Annotated in this window: 10 protein-coding genes; 5 read left to right on the top strand and 5 right to left on the bottom strand. The window is 42.1% G+C overall.

Annotated features, from left to right (window positions below; translation table 11 throughout):
- The first annotated feature begins 424 nt into the window (after nucleotides 1–424).
- Complete coding sequence (locus H6G69_RS19125) at nucleotides 425–2,035, top strand: iron uptake porin (RefSeq protein WP_190690730.1); 1,611 nt, start codon at nucleotides 425–427, stop codon at nucleotides 2,033–2,035.
- Between the two features lie 82 nt (nucleotides 2,036–2,117).
- Here the strand turns inward: H6G69_RS19125 and argJ are convergent, their stop codons facing one another.
- Both argJ and H6G69_RS19115 read right to left on the bottom strand, forming a co-directional pair.
- Nucleotides 2,118–3,377 (bottom strand): bifunctional ornithine acetyltransferase/N-acetylglutamate synthase, encoded by a 1,260-nt coding sequence (gene argJ / locus H6G69_RS19120; RefSeq protein ID WP_190690729.1) that lies wholly within the window; start codon nucleotides 3,375–3,377, stop codon nucleotides 2,118–2,120.
- A gap of 179 nt (nucleotides 3,378–3,556) precedes the next feature.
- Nucleotides 3,557–5,158 (bottom strand): peptide ligase PGM1-related protein, encoded by a 1,602-nt coding sequence (locus H6G69_RS19115; protein WP_190690728.1) that lies wholly within the window; start codon nucleotides 5,156–5,158, stop codon nucleotides 3,557–3,559.
- Between the two features lie 380 nt (nucleotides 5,159–5,538).
- On the opposite strand from H6G69_RS19115, the gene H6G69_RS19110 reads away from it, so the two are divergent.
- Nucleotides 5,539–6,477, top strand: coding sequence for a phosphoribulokinase (locus H6G69_RS19110; RefSeq protein ID WP_190690726.1), 939 nt, complete (start codon nucleotides 5,539–5,541; stop codon nucleotides 6,475–6,477).
- Between the two features lie 557 nt (nucleotides 6,478–7,034).
- Here the strand turns inward: H6G69_RS19110 and H6G69_RS19105 are convergent.
- Entirely contained in the window at nucleotides 7,035–7,481 is a 447-nt protein-coding gene (locus H6G69_RS19105; RefSeq protein WP_190690724.1) for a hypothetical protein, read from the bottom strand.
- 389 nt (nucleotides 7,482–7,870) lie between these two features.
- Here H6G69_RS19105 and H6G69_RS19100 point away from each other — a divergent pair, with 389 nt between their 5' ends.
- The 3 genes from H6G69_RS19100 (at nucleotide 7,871) to H6G69_RS19090 (ending at nucleotide 10,996) form a co-directional block, all read left to right on the top strand.
- Entirely contained in the window at nucleotides 7,871–8,215 is a 345-nt protein-coding gene (locus tag H6G69_RS19100; protein ID WP_190690722.1) for a hypothetical protein, read from the top strand.
- Between the two features lie 56 nt (nucleotides 8,216–8,271).
- Nucleotides 8,272–10,407 carry a pentapeptide repeat-containing protein gene (locus tag H6G69_RS19095; RefSeq protein WP_190690720.1) on the top strand — a complete coding sequence of 712 codons (2,136 nt, stop codon included), beginning with the start codon at nucleotides 8,272–8,274 and terminating at the stop codon, nucleotides 10,405–10,407.
- Nucleotides 10,408–10,498: 91 nt separating this feature from the next.
- Nucleotides 10,499–10,996: a hypothetical protein gene (locus tag H6G69_RS19090; protein ID WP_190690718.1), complete on the top strand. Its 498-nt coding sequence runs from the start codon at nucleotides 10,499–10,501 to the stop codon at nucleotides 10,994–10,996.
- A 232-nt stretch (nucleotides 10,997–11,228) separates the two neighbouring features.
- Here H6G69_RS19090 and H6G69_RS19085 read toward each other — a convergent pair whose 3' ends face one another.
- Together H6G69_RS19085 and H6G69_RS19080 are read right to left on the bottom strand one after the other, a co-directional pair.
- The gene (locus tag H6G69_RS19085; protein WP_190690717.1) at nucleotides 11,229–11,603 is read right to left on the bottom strand and encodes a response regulator; all 375 of its coding nucleotides are present in this window, start codon (nucleotides 11,601–11,603) and stop codon (nucleotides 11,229–11,231) included.
- 2 nt (nucleotides 11,604–11,605) lie between these two features.
- Nucleotides 11,606–15,112 (bottom strand): PAS domain S-box protein, encoded by a 3,507-nt coding sequence (locus H6G69_RS19080; RefSeq protein ID WP_190690715.1) that lies wholly within the window; start codon nucleotides 15,110–15,112, stop codon nucleotides 11,606–11,608.
- Nucleotides 15,113–15,119 lie beyond the last annotated feature (7 nt).

Raw genomic sequence — 15,119 nt, 5'->3', positions numbered from 1 at the left:
ATTGAATTCTGGCGTTGCTGATTAGTGGAATGTTTTTTGTTTCGCGCAAAGGCGCAAAGGCGCGAAAAATCTATAGTTCAATTTGCTAAAAAGGCTTAATTCATCCCGCATTTATGCAACACCTGAATTCTCTATTCCCTATTAACTTATACGGCGTTGCTGAATTAGGAAATGAAATCTTAGGCACTCAAATGCAAAACTCCTGATTCTCTCTACATTTCTGAGCCTGGAGCAGGCAACAATTTATCTGGCAAATATGCAACGCCAATTATCTCTACAAAAACTCTGCGTATCTCTGCGTTCACTTCTGCATTACTTTGCGTTGAAAAACACAAGAGTCGAAATCTCTGAAGCGTAGATCAAGAGGTTTCTAGATTCAAGTACAAATTTTCCCCATTCATAACTAAATACTGTAGTACAGGCAATGCTGAAATATTTTTTATCTAGTTTTTCGCTTTTATTATTAGCGTCTCCAGCCGTCTGGGCAGAAACTCTAGATAAGTCTGATGGCGCAGATGTTAATAACACTTTGCAAGGACAAGTCACATCAGTTTCGCAGTTTTCTGATGTGCAACCAACAGATTGGGCATTTCAAGCATTACAATCTCTAGTTGAACGCTATGGTTGCGTTGCCGGTTATCCAGATTCCACCTATCGGGGTAATCGTGCTTTAACTCGCTATGAATTTGCCGCAGGTTTAAATGCTTGTTTAGATCGCATCAATGAATTAATTGCTACATCGACTAGTGATTTAGTCCGTAAAGAAGACTTAGCAATATTACAAAAATTGCAGACAGACTTTGCCACAGAACTAGCCACACTGCGCGGTCGAGTCGATGCTATGGAAGCACGTACAACCACACTAGAACAGCAACAATTTTCCACTACTACTAGATTGAATGCTCAAATTATTACTGCGGTTAGTGACACATTGGGAAATAGAGTCGGCGGTACACGCGATGAATCTAACCTCTTTTTTGCCACTCGCGGCCGTCTGAATTTAGAAAGCAGTTTCACTGGCAAAGACTTGTTGCGCGTCAGATTAGAGTTTGGCAATTTTGCTAATCCCGATGGTACAAGTCAAATCGCCGCCGCCACAGGCACAGGTATGACACGCTTGAATTTTGATAATGACAGCAACAATACTTTGTTTGTACCCCACATTCGTTACTATTTCCCGGTGAGTGATTCTCTCTCTTTTGTGGTCGGCCCTACAGGGATTGGCTATACAGATATTTCCACTACAGTCACTCCTCCAACAATTGCTGATGATGGGAATGGTGTTCCTTCACTATTTGGGTCGTACAGTCCTTTGTTCCGACGAGGTGGCGGTGGGGTCGGGGCTAACTGGAACATTACAGAGGATTTGGTTCTGACAGTAGGCTATTTAGCTAGCAGTCCTAATTCTCCATCGGATAAAAACGGGTTATTTGATGGCGGCTACAATGCTTTAGCACATTTAGCCTATTATGGTCATGATGGTGCGATTGGTGTGGCTTACTCTCATGGCTATAGCCCTGGTGGAGGGGTCGATCTCACAGGTGGGACGGGTAGTATTCTAGCAAGTTCTCCTTTTGGCGATCGCATTGCGACTTCTAATGATATTGTTGGTGTTCAAGGATACTATCGTTTTTCTCCGAATTTTCAGGTTCATGCTTGGGGTGGTTATATCTGGGCAACAGCCGCCAACTCTGGTTTAAGTAATATTTCTAATGGCAGAGGTAGCACAGATGCACTCTTCGTCAATAATGGTGACAATGCTAATGCCTGGTTTGGTGCAGTTGGTTTGTCATTTCCCGATGTCGGCGGTAAAGGTAACTTGCCTGGAGTACTGTTTGGTTTACCACCGCGTGTCACTAGCAGTGATGTCCGTAATGAAGGTGTCAACTCTTATCACGTCGAAGCTTTTTATCGTTGGCGAGTGAATGACAATATCTCTGTGACTCCTGGCTTTTGGGTGATTTTGAATCCTGAAAACAATCGCAATAATGACACTCAGTATGTAGGAGTGCTGCGGACAACCTTTGATTTTTGAACTGGCTTGGTATTTGTATATTTAGTAGGACTTACGCAGACTCTACGATTTTTTGGCGACTTCTAGCGTAAGTCCTATTTAACTAAGTTGTGTACTCGGCGTTGATTTTCACGTAGTCATAACTTAAATCACAGCCCCAAGCTTTACCTACCCCATGACCATTACCAACGCTAACGGCAATAATTACGGGATTGTCTAATCGTTGAGTTTTGATATTGCTAGGATAATCAGTGGCGGCTTGTTTTAAATAGGCACTGGCAGCTGCCCGGTCAAATTGCAAAGGTTGACCATTTTCTAACAGTAAGAAATCGCCTAATTTAATTTGCAAGTTTTCTTGCTCAAATGGTACACCTGCGCGTCCGGCGGCGGCAGCGATGCGTCCCCAGTTGGGGTCACGCCCAAAGATTGCAGACTTAACTAAGGATGAACCTGCAATGGTTTTGGCAATTTGACGAGCGCCGAGGTCATCATGGGTTCCGGTGACTTGCACTTCGATGAGGCAAGTTGCTCCTTCGCCATCTCGGGCGATCGCTTTGGCTAAATGCTGGCATACTGCTGTTAACATGGCCTCTAATTTTTCGGCTTCTGCACCCATCTCGGTAATTGCTGGGGTGCGAGATTGACCATTTGCCAAGGCTATTAAACTATCGTTGGTGCTAGTATCGCCATCTACAGTAATCGAATTAAAACTTTTATCAGCTGCCCGACTTAACATTTGCTGCCAAAGATGGGGAGAAACAGCCGCATCACAGGTGACAAATGACAGCATAGTTGCCATGTTGGGGTGAATCATCCCCGAACCCTTGGCAATACCACCAATTCGCACTGGGCGATCGCTTATAGTTGTTTCTAATGCAATGGATTTTGTCACTAAATCTGTAGTAATAATTGCCCCAGATGCCGCGTCGGAACCTGTATCAGATAGTGCAGCTACTAGTTTGGGAATACCACTACGCATAGCATCCATTTTGATGCGCTGACCAATTACACCAGTAGAAGCTAACAAAATTAATTCTGGGGAGATATTTAATTCTTTGGCTAATAATTCAGCACTTTCATCTGCATCACGCACACCTTGATGACCTGTGGCGGCGTTGGCTTGTCCGGCGTTGCAGAGAATGGCACGAGAGCTAGGTTTCGCTTGCAAGCGTTGACGACAATAATCGACACAGGCGGCTTTGACTTGGGAAGTTGTAAATACACCAGCTGCGATCGCTTCTACATCAGATACTATCAAAGCTAAATCTGGCAATCCCGACGGTTTTAATCCTGCGGTGATGCCTGCGGCTTGATATCCCCTGGGCGCGGTTACACCACCAGTAATTTCTTGCCAGTCTGCCATTTTAACTTCCCCTCAGAACTATATAGTAGCTTGACTGGCGATTATACCAATTAATGGGGAATAGGAAATAGGGAATTGCGAGTGGGTACAGAGGTGTATGTATCTAAAACTTTACACCCCACACCCTTACACCCCTACACCCTGTCTCAACAGACAATCTTGGTCGTAAGTCCTCTCCCCTAACTATACCCATCCCAAGCTACGGGAAAGGTGTAATCAGAAAATAACGGAAAGTTTTGATTGTCGCTACGGGTTTGGTCATCTAATACATTAACGACTTTGTTATATATATCTTCGGCTTGTTGCGGAGAGTCGCCAATGCTGGTTAACCCCAACTTGCCAAATTGAGATAAGCAACCCATCAAATGAAAGACTGTACCTGTTTCTGTACCGCTATCAAAATGCAGCCGATGATGAGCAATAATATCCATCAAATCGTTGGGTAATAATCCGCGATAGCGGTCTTTTTGCAGGTTATCAGTGGCAACATAATATTTAGGACGACCTTGTTGAGAGTAAAACAAGCCAGTGGCTAAATCATAACGCCCATTAGTTAATAATTTGAGCGTCATGAAAGGATGGGTTGTGCCACCTTTACGCAGATTAATTTCTATGGCTTGAATATCCCAGTCACCATTGCCTTTGTCAACGGTGATAAAATCAACACCGAATCTTTCTAGCGCGCCTTTTTCGGCTAACTTTCTGCCAACTTTTAAGCCTAATTGTTGCAATGCTAACCGATAGCGTTCATCAGCAGGAAAGCGACATCCTAGATAAATTTGTCCGTCTGGGCCGCCGAGAATTTGGTCGTGGGTAGAAAGAATTTCGACTTCGCCTGTGGGTGTGATGCGTCCTTGCACGCTGGGAGAACGCTTGATTTCTCCTTCGACAAAAGCTTCGACAATTGCACCTAGTTCAGGAATACGCGCGGAAAAATTCGCCCAGGTTTCTTGTTTAGCTTGAAAGCGTAATGTCGAAAAGCGATCGCTAATTGCTGTTACTCTTTGTTCATGAGAAGCTTGTCCTGGTGCTAAATTCATCATCGGGCGTAAATCTAGTAAGGCGTTACCTTCTCCCGAAATACCTTCGTTAAGTTTTACTACCATCCGTTGCAATTTTGGCTGGCGTTCCCACAAATTAGCGGCTGCTGCGGCTAAAGCTTCTGGTTTCCAGACTAAATCACTACCATCAGGATGCGGCACACCGCTTTCGGCAAAAATTTGTCGGCTACCACTTTTCGTCCCCCAAATTTGTAAATTTGCTGCGGCTGCATATAATGGCACATTTAATTTTAAAGACAATTCTGCTTCTAAATCAGTGGAGTTATAACATATCATAAAGGCTTTTTCTAGCCTTAAAGCTTGAGCAATTCTATCAAGTAATCTGGGGCGTTCTAAAATTTTTTGTGTCAGTGGTTTCAGCGAAGAATCGTAGGTTGAAAGCAGCAATAAACGATTGCGCGCATGGGAAAAGGGTATGCCTGGTAATAATTGTAAATAATAGTCAATAATACTTGGATGCAGTGGCATTGATGTCACATAAATCAGCCTAGTACGCGGATTACGTAACCGCATTAAAGAAAACAATAATCTTTCTTCATAATGCTCGCAGCCTTCTATTTTGCGAAGTTCGCGCTGATCGATGCTGAGAGAGGGAATAATCAAAATATCTGCTTCACTATTATCAAATAGTTCAATAGTTTTCCAGCGATCGCACAAAGTTGATTGCAAACGGCGAAACTGATCTACACTATCCAACTCCGAAACATTTAAAGTTACCATAAGCCTTACCCAATCATGATCCCCAACACTGCCATACTTCTTCGGTATATCGCACAGTTAGCTAGATATCGCTAACGCTTAATACTTCTTGACTGCAAATATTAACTTTCATACTTTTTTCATAGTAAAGAGTTGTGTAATTTGTTGCCTATACTCCCAAAGAAAGAAAAATAAATTAATGAGCGATCTCTGACAGATAAAATTTTTTTTAAGATTATTTTCCGGCATTTATTAACTAGTCATTGCCAAAAAACGATTACACAGATACCTTGAATGTATAGAGATGTTGCAGTTAAGTTTTTAACTAGGGTTTCTCTGCTAATTACCCTCTAAAATAAATATAAAATTTATTACTAAAATAGTTATATTGGGGGTGTAAAATGAGCCGTCCTATAATTCTTGGTATTGTTGGTGATAGCGCAGCCGGAAAAACAACACTAACTAAAGGGATTGCTCAGGTATTAGGGCCAGAAAATGTCACACTAATTTGTACAGATGATTATCACCGCTACGATCGCACGCAACGTGCAGAGATTGGCATTACAGCCTTACACCCTGATTGCAACTATTTAGATATCATGCAGCAACACCTGTCCTTATTACGCACAGGACAGCCAATTCTCAAGCCAATTTACAGCCACAAAACTGGGACATTTGAGCCACCACAGTACATCAAACCCAACAAATTTGTGATTATCGAAGGTTTGCTGGGCTATTCCACCCGCGCCGCCCGTGACTGTTATGATGTCAAAGTTTATCTAGCACCACCAGAAGATTTACGCGCCCAGTGGAAAGTTAAACGAGACACACAAAAACGCGGCTACACCCCCGAACAAGTATTGGCAGAATTAGAAAAGCGCGAACCAGACTCAGAACAGTTTATTCGTCCCCAACGTCAATGGTCTGATATAGTTATTAGCTTTTATCCGCCGCAGGAAAATCAAGAAGAAAGCAACGGACACCTAAACGTGCGTTTGGTGCTACGGCCGACAATTCCACATCCTGATTTTACCCCAATTATCAACTTAACTAATGGTGATTCTGGGTCAGCGATTCGCCTGGGGCTAGACCGTGATATGAGTAAACCAGTGGATGTATTGGAAGTTGACGGTCACGCCACCTTAGAACAAGTGAATAAATTAGAGCATATTATCTGTTCTGATATGCCGCATTTGAAGAGTATATGCGATCGCGAAAGTAATCCAGAACTAGGTAAAGTTGCAGGCACAACCGGCGAAACCTTACAAAGTTATCCACTGGCTCTGACGCAGTTAATCATTACCTACCATATGTTAAAAGCAACTCAAATGTTTCAGTAAAAATTAACCAACCAGTAAGTTTACAAAAAAAGTATAGTCTCAGGTTTGTCGTCAAGATAGAGCCTTTGTACTATAGAATTCAAAAGTAGATGCGATCGCCCAACTTTCATCAAGAGCCATTTTTACTAGTACAGGTTGGCGTAAATCAACATACCATCGGAAATTGTTAAAAGGCTTGTGGTATCACTATATTTTTCTTTTTACTTTTGCCTCTTGCGAGTGACGCTCCTGCGTCGCTAACACCAGTTGACGACAGTTGCCTCAAGTCGGGAGACCCGCCCACGGCACTGTCTCCTTTATGCCCTACGGTGTACACACAAGTCGAAAATAGGCAGTATGAAACGCATCCCGCCTAGAACTGAAGTTCCAGGCTCATAGCCAAAGTCCACGCTTTGTGGACTGGAATACATTTTTAGTTGAGTCATCTTCAGATGACTTGTGCTATGAGACTCGGAATTGATTCCGAGGCGGGACAGATACACTACACGAATATTTGTGTGTACACCGTAGCCTTTAGGCCGAGGAACCCGTCCACCGCACTGGCTCACTTTTTACTTTTACCTTGTTGTACTAGGCTTTTTTTGTTGGGAAATGGAGAGAGTGTAATTATATTGTTGTTGGGATAGCTCACCAATATATATTGAATAAGTGCCGACTTGCCAATAACCTGATAATTCAGGTTTGCTACCAGAGTAATTATCTGCCAATACACAAAAACGACCCCCAGGGCCATCAATTAGTAGCGTTGGTTGACCAGGGCTATCAACAGATAAACGTAAATAAGGTAGTGACTCTTTAACTTGAATAATTTGATTAGGCGTACTAGAGACATTACCACAATTGCTCTGAACAGTCCCTCCAGATTTACCATTTAAAACTAGTGGATCTGAGGTCAGTTTTGCTGAAATAGCAACTGATGGTACTTCTGCCAAGTTAGGTTGGATAAAAACCGTACTCAGTAAAAAAGTTGTGAGCGCAACTTTCAATAGCCTTAGCTGTTTCATACTAATATAATGCTCCCAGTTATTTGGAGAGCGATTTTTGATATAAATAATCTGAATTATACAGACGATAGTAATACCTCAGTGTTCCTCAAATTATCGTATAAAATTTTATCTGAAAATCTGTTAAATATGAAAAATAGATGAAGTAACACACCTGAAAAAAAACAAAAATTCTTGCTGACTAGCGGTCAGTTTTAAATATCAACAACTTCCGGCAATACCTGATAAATAGATACCATCTGAGTTAATCAGGAAAAAAGATGAATTTTCCTACCAAGATAATTATCGTCACCACAAAGCATTAGTTAAAATCACAAACACAACCACTAAAAATTCGGATGTGATTGGTCAGCTGTTGAACAAGTGTTTTAGCAGAGGTAAAGTAACCTATGAATTCTCACCCTGAAGACGACTTGCAGAAACGTCTGCAAAAGCTAGAAGCAGAAATTAACTCTCAGACAAAAGAAACTGGCAGAACACAGCAAGTAAATCAGCAATCTCAGTTTAGTTTACTTGACTTTAATGTGTACTTTACTAAATCGCAGCTCTGGTTTAAAAATTTATCTGGGACAGGCAAGCTAGTAGCGGTGGGTGTAACAGTGCTATTAGGTTTGGCAGTGTTACAAGCAGTGCTAAAACTGATTACCTCTGCAATTAGTCTGGCAGTGTTGGCAGGGTTAGTGTATCTTGGATACAAATTTTTTGTCTCAGGTAGCTTTTCCAATAAGCAGTAGCTCTATATTAACCAAGCCAGTGATGGCAAAAAAATAAACTTAAAGGACTTTATTCAATGGCAACCCCAATTGTGAGGAGTAATGATAGTCAACCAAGTCAGTCAAAAGCACCGACAAAAGCCAACTCGCTACCGTTAGTCACTAGACGTTTTGCCGCTTGGGCGACAGAAATAGCACTGCTAGCTACTAGTAGTTTGCTTCCCTACGGACTAGGTACTTATATCAATTCGAGAAGTGATATCAACCGCGTACCGCTCAATCCTATACTAGTGGTTACGGAAAGAGCGATCGCAAGACCTTTGGCTTTACCTGTTAGCTTTGGCATTCCAAATGTTGCTTGGCCAACTAATTATTTATGGATGTTAGCTTTAATTGCACCTGTAACTTTGTCATGGTGGCAATTATATTTATTAGCTAAAACTGGCACTACCTTACCTAAACGCTGGTTTGGTGTCAGGGTGGTTAACGAACAAGGCAAAGCCCCTGGTTTAGGCGCAGTCATCGCTAGGGAGGGAATTGGCAGATGGTCAGTACCAGTATCTATTGCTTATATCCTCTGGCGGTATAGCTTTGCCTATCCTAACTTGAGTTTGTTTACTTTCTTGGCAGTGTTGATGGTGCTGGGTGAAAGTTTAGCTTTACCATCGCGTCAAGGTCGCCGCGCTTTGCATGATTGGGTAGCTGGTACAGATGTGATTGATGCTAATCGCCCAATTGGGCGGGGTGCATTAGTCAAAACCAATGAACCTGAAGCCCAAACAACAGCATCCGAAACTGCTGCACCTCTAACTGGTAGCGAAACTAAGTTGCCCACATTGTGGCGACGACTGCGGCAAAACTCAAATCTGACTTTATTTATAGTCACCCTCGCCAGTATGACTGCGGTGCTGGCTACTTTAATTGGTACTCAAGTCTATATTCAAACCCAGCAAAGCCAACGCACAACAAAAGAAATCAACAGCCAAAAGTTTTTGGAACTGGTAAAACAATTAAGTCCCAATTCTGGGGCTTCTGTAGAAGAACGTCAAAGCACAATTCTGGCAATGGGAGGTTTGAATGATCCCCAGTCTATTCAGTTTTTGTCGGATTTACTGGTGAATGAAACTAATCCAGCCCTCTTAGATACCATTCAACAAGCTTTGACAACTGTGGGGATTTCAGCCATTCCCGAATTGAAAAATAAAAATCAATTTCTGGCAAATGAATTAGAATCGGCAACTAGTCCTCAAGACCGAGAATTACGGCAAAAGCGGTTACAACTCAACCAGCAGACTATCAATAAGATTTTGAGCGTCTATAGTGGCAAAGTTGTTGGTCTTGACTTGAATCGGACTAATTTGAGCCAAAGCCAGACTGCGGGGTCTTCTAGTTTTAACTTGATTTTAGACAACATCGATTTGGCTGGAGTTAAGTTCAAGTCAGCAAATTTGAACCAAGCTAATTTCAAAGGTAGTCGTTTTCGCAGTGTGGGTGAAGATAAACGCTGGGATACTTATGATGATGCGATCGCTGATTTAAGTCAAGCGCAACTCCAACAAGCTAATCTCACCGATGCTAATTTAAGCCGCGTCTCGCTGACTGGTGCGGATTTAAGCCGGGCTACCCTCAACCGGGCTAATTTAAACAATGCTCGTTTAATTGGGACTAACCTGAGTAGCGCGCAACTTGTCGGGGCTGATTTACGAGAAGCAGTTTTAGAAAATGCCAGCTTAACAGGAGCCGATTTAGGTGATGCCAAATTAAACGAAGCTAATCTCTATGCAGCGCGCCTAGGACGAGTAATTGCGATCGGTACACAGTTATCATTTGCTAACCTAGCAAAAACTGATTGGCAAGCTTCAGATTTATCTGGAGCCTATTTAGATCAAGCAAATCTCAGCAATGCTAATCTGAGCGCGACACGCTTAACTGGTGCTATTTTACGTTCAGCCCAGTTAGAAAACGCTGACTTACGCAACTCTGATCTCAGTTTTGCCGATTTACGAGGCGCAAACGTCGCTGGAGCCGATTTTAAAGATGCAGTTTTAGCACCAAGCAAACAAGATCCTGCAGATCAATTTGTGCAAACTCCCGACACTGGCACAGTTTCGGCGGTAGTCAAAGGCGTTGATTTTTCCCAAGCAAAAAATTTAGATGCCAAACAACTAGCTTACATTTGTACCCAAGGTGGCATTCACCCGCGTTGCCCGTAAAATTTAAATGGGGAGAAAAGATAAAATTATTACATCACTCCCCAGCATAAAAAATCACAACATCAAAAATTACAGTGTGAGGAGTCGGGTAATGCGGTATCTTCCTGATTTAGGAACGGTTATAGCAGCCAGTGTGATTAGCCTGACTATGAGCTATCAACCAGCACAAGCTCAAGTAGCCTACGGTAGCTATGTTGGTGTCGGCCCAACTGTCGGACTCAGTGATGGTATTCAAGTGGGTGGTGTTGTAGCATTTCGCTATAAGCTTTTGGAAGCACCAATTTCTTTTCGCGCCCAAGCATTGATTGGTAGTAATACTGCTGTTGTGCCTACTGTTTCTTACGATGTGCCGTTGAACTGGCAAACAGATGCTTATTTGGGCGCAGGCCTAGTTTTAGCTGGTGGTAATGCTGATAATGCTTCTCCTGTCGGTAATAAAATTAGTTTTGCTTTACAACCTGGAATTGACTACGTTGTTCCTAATAGCAACACTGTAATTTTTGGTAACGCCATCATTGCCTTTGATGCCTACCGTGATGGTGGTGGTGCAGCTGTGGCTGTGCAAGGAGGAGTTGGTTTGAGATTTTAAGTAATTTTTGCTTGTGAGCGTCACAAACGGGGGATAAAAAAATTCCCCAAAAAAACTTTTCTACTTTTCCGGAATTCAACTCAGTGTAGTGGTATTACCTATCAGTACAGCGATTTATACAGAAACTATATATGTAAACTTCGGGGAATATATCCCCACTGCCTTCTCAAAAGCCTGGCCATTAAGGTCAGGCTTTTGAGTTTAACATATGCGCAAAAGTTCCCACCTCCTTCTATTCCCAGTCAAGCATTTGGCCGATTTGCTCACAAATCATTAGGGGATTAAAGGGTTTAGTGATAATTCCGGCTATATTCAACTGAGCAAATCGCTTATGATCGTCGGGTAAGACTTTGGCAGTCAGCAAAATTATCGGAATATTTGTTGTCTTTGGGTTAGCCTTGATTTGCTGATAAAATTGAAAGCCATCCATATCAGGCATTGAGACATCCAGCAGAATTAAATCCCAAGCGTCGGTTTGAGCTTGTAAAAGTCCATCATGACCTGATGGGGCTGATATTGCTTGCCAACCGCCCAAATCCTCTAAGCAGGTACAAGCAAGGTCTCGAAGCGATTCTTCGTCATCAATGACAAGGATACATTTGCTCATAGTTATTTTACTGGCATGGGCAAAGTGAAATAAAAGGTGCTGCCTTCCCCAAGGGTACTTTCTGCCCAAATACTACCATCATGCTGTTGAATGATATTTTGACAAATGGCTAACCCAAGGCCTGTACCTCCTTTGGCACGAGCATCAGAAATATCTACTTGTCCAAACCTTTCAAAGATGGTTTCGAGTTTATCGGCGGGAATACCGCGACCTTGGTCTTGGACTTGAAATAGTACCCAGTCGCCTTGAATTGCCGCAGACAGAGAAATCATTGAGTAACGCGGTGAAAACTTGATGGCGTTACTTAATAAATTGGTTAAAGTTTGGATGATTAAGTCGGGACAAGCCCACACACAAGCGGTGGTTGGCGTAATTGAAATACTAATTGCCGCAGTGATGGCAATGGACTGTACACCTTCTACGGCTTTTTGCATTAAATCGGCAGCGTGGCAAACTTCTTTGACTAGTTCGATTCTTCCAGAAGTCAATCGCTCTAAGTCTAAAATATCATTGACTAAACGCACGAGGCGATCGCTATTAGTTAATGCTTGTTGAATCATGCGTTTGGCTTTTTCTGGTCTGTTGTCGTAAATATTAGTATTTAGCAGTCCTAAAAATCCTTGAATGGCGGTGAGTGGGGTACGCAGTTCATGGCTGACAATGGAAATGAACTCGTTTTTCATTTGCTCTATGGCTTGCTGTTCGGTGATATCTTGAATTTGCAGCACATAATATAAAGGTTGATGCTGGCAATCTTTCACCAACGACAGACTTGTTAGTCCCCAAACAATGCGTCCCCCTTTGCACAAGTAACGCAGCTGAATTTGAACGCGTCGATTGTCATCGCTCACCACTTCTGTGATGCTATTTTTTAGCTCTTGAACATCTTCTCTTTGAATAATCTCAAAAGCATTCAAATTGAAAAATTCTAATTCTGAATAACCGAGAATTTCCCTGAGCATCGGATTGATTTGCAGCCATTGTTGATCTAATCCCAACAATGCCATACCAATAGGAGCATCATAAAAAGCATGGCGAAATCGCTCTTCGCTTTCACGCAAAGCGGCTTCTGCTTGTTTTAGGTCTGTAATATCGAGTAGTACTCCATACCATGCAATTTCACCATTAGCTCGACGTTCGGGGCGGGAGGTGGCGCGTACCCACTTAATCTTGCCCGAGGGAGTCATAATTCGCCATTCGTGGGCGAAGGGTTCTAAGTTTTTCAGGCTGCGACTTGTCAGTTGATTGTAGAGGGCTAAATCGTTAGGATGTACTTGCTGATAAGTCAGTGTCGGATTGGCTAAAACCTCTTGGGGTTCTAATTCTTGAATTTCTCTGACGCCAGAACTGATATATTCATAGCGCATTTCATTAGTATCTGGATAATAGGCCAAAATGTAAATTTGGGCGGGGGAAGCAGCGGCAATTTTTTGAAAGCGAGCTTCACTTTGTAGTAAGGCGGCTTCGGTGCGCTTACGCTCTGTGATATCTGTTACTCGTACTAAATGGATGACTTGATTGGCAATTTCGACATTTTTAGCAGCAAGATGACCCCAAAATACATTGCCTTTGCGAGTTAAGTATTGAATTTCCTGCATCCAAAAGCCATTTTGCTGCATTTGGTAGCCGATTTGTTGGAGTTCGGCGGAAGTAAATTGATGTAGTTGCAGTGTATGGCCAGAAATCCCAATTAATTCAGCTTTACTGTCTGCTTCAAATAGTTCAACGGCGCGATGATTACAGTCAAATATTAATAATGTTTGCAGATTGACTAAAAACAGGGCATCCGCAGATTCGTTATAAATGCTTTCTCGCAAGTCTTTTTGCTGTTGGAGTTCTAATTCTGCTAGTTTGCGATCGCTAATATTTTTGGTGACTGCAATAATATGTGGTTGTCCTTGCAGCTCGATAATATCAGCAGAACAAAGAACAGTCATAGTTTTGCCTGTTTTATGCAGCACGGCAAATTCTTGGTTGCGAACTTTTTTACCAGAGACTAAATCTCGCAAATAACGTTGTCTATCTTCTTGGTTGACCCAATATCTCAGTTTGGTCACTGTCTGACCAATGATTTCTTCCCGAGAATAACCATATAAATCGATAAAAGCCTCGTTGACATCTAGACATTGCCCGTCGAGGGTAAAAATTCCCATCGCTTCGGGACAAGTCCGAAATACTTTTGTAAAACGTTCTTCCGATTGTTCTAATGCAGTTTTGACGCACTCATAAGACTGTTTTAACTGCTGAGACATCAAATCAAATGAGTGTTTCAAAACTTGAATTTCAGCAATTAGACTATTTTGGATTGGGGTGTGATGCCATTGTCCATCTGCCAATGCCAAGCTAGTTTGACTTAATTGTTGTATGGGTCGAACAATACAGTTAGTCAGCAACAATCCTAAAGCGATCGCACAAGCTAAAGCCCCTAGGCTAAAAACTATGGTCAGGCTAGTATTGGCATCAATTTCTACCATAAAATTAGATTCTGGCACGACTGTGACAATCAACCAGTCAAGCCCCAAGCGATCGTGATAGGGGATAACAAGTAAGAAGTGCTTGTGACCTTCATTCTCAAAGTCAAGTTGCTGTGCGGTTTTAATATTATTTAAGTCACCAAAGTGCGAGAGTAAATACTGGCCTGCTTGGCGAATTAAAGGTTCATTACTTTCTATCACCTGGAGCCGTTGGTTTTGCGTTTCATCAGTATTTTTCTGCAAAGGGGGTTCTGGGGTTGAAGAAGCAACCATCAATCCCGAACGTTCCATAATAAACACTTGACCGTGACGACCGATTTGTAATTGCTTGAGGAAATTGCTAATACTTAATAAGTCTATATCGCTAGTAAAAACTCCTTGAAGTTGGTTTTTTTGATTATAAATTGGATAGCTAGCGGCAATTCCTAAACCTCTAGCAGCAGGTACATATAAATAAATTTGTGTCCAGGTTGGTTTACCTTTTAAGAGTGCTTGTTGATAAAAAGGTCGTTGTGTAGCATCATAGTTTGGCTGATGAACTAAGATATTTTTCCGCTTTCCTTGGCTATCAACGTGATATACAAAAAGTTCTCCTTTGACAAAATTCTTGGTCATGGAAATGCTCAGTCCCCGTTCATCATTTCCTGCTCCCACCAGCCCCCCTTGGGGATTAATAAAATGTATTCTTTGGGAATCAAATTCTTGAATTTGCGCTAAAAAATAGCGTTGTAAACTTTCAGGATTGTTGATGTCTATTTGTTGGAGTTCGCTAGCTTGGGCGTTGAGACGATTAATTAAGTCTGGAGTTTTTAAATAATTACTGAGATATAAATAGATGCGATCGCTCATTTCACTCATCAGTTGATATGCCAAACTATTGACTGAACGCTGAGAATTGTGCAATGTTATGTAACCGACTAAACTTGTTGTTCCTCCAGTCAGCAAGACAAAGGGAATGGTGAGGACGAGCCTTAAGGAAATTTTGAGATGCTGATGATTAAATTGCTGGTTCCCAAAAATTTTGGAGTGCTTCAACGTTGCA

Origin of the sequence: Nostoc sp. FACHB-110 (assembly GCF_014697425.1) — a bacterium.
Classification (GTDB): Bacteria; Cyanobacteriota; Cyanobacteriia; order Cyanobacteriales; family Nostocaceae; genus Nostoc_B.
The sequence above is the reverse complement of the archived record's forward strand: the minus strand, read 5'-3'. Positions and strand labels throughout refer to the sequence as shown.

Bases quoted from the DNA above. Each gene is read 5' to 3' on its own strand.
- H6G69_RS19125 (WP_190690730.1), top strand. From the start codon at position 425: ATGCTGAAATATTTTTTATCTAGTTTTTCGCTTTTATTATTAGCGTCT.
- argJ (WP_190690729.1), bottom strand. From the start codon at position 3,377: ATGGCAGACTGGCAAGAAATTACTGGTGGTGTAACCGCGCCCAGGGGA.
- H6G69_RS19115 (WP_190690728.1), bottom strand. From the start codon at position 5,158: ATGGTAACTTTAAATGTTTCGGAGTTGGATAGTGTAGATCAGTTTCGC.
- H6G69_RS19110 (WP_190690726.1), top strand. From the start codon at position 5,539: ATGAGCCGTCCTATAATTCTTGGTATTGTTGGTGATAGCGCAGCCGGA.
- H6G69_RS19105 (WP_190690724.1), bottom strand. From the start codon at position 7,481: ATGAAACAGCTAAGGCTATTGAAAGTTGCGCTCACAACTTTTTTACTG.
- H6G69_RS19100 (WP_190690722.1), top strand. From the start codon at position 7,871: ATGAATTCTCACCCTGAAGACGACTTGCAGAAACGTCTGCAAAAGCTA.
- H6G69_RS19095 (WP_190690720.1), top strand. From the start codon at position 8,272: ATGGCAACCCCAATTGTGAGGAGTAATGATAGTCAACCAAGTCAGTCA.
- H6G69_RS19090 (WP_190690718.1), top strand. From the start codon at position 10,499: ATGCGGTATCTTCCTGATTTAGGAACGGTTATAGCAGCCAGTGTGATT.
- H6G69_RS19085 (WP_190690717.1), bottom strand. From the start codon at position 11,603: ATGAGCAAATGTATCCTTGTCATTGATGACGAAGAATCGCTTCGAGAC.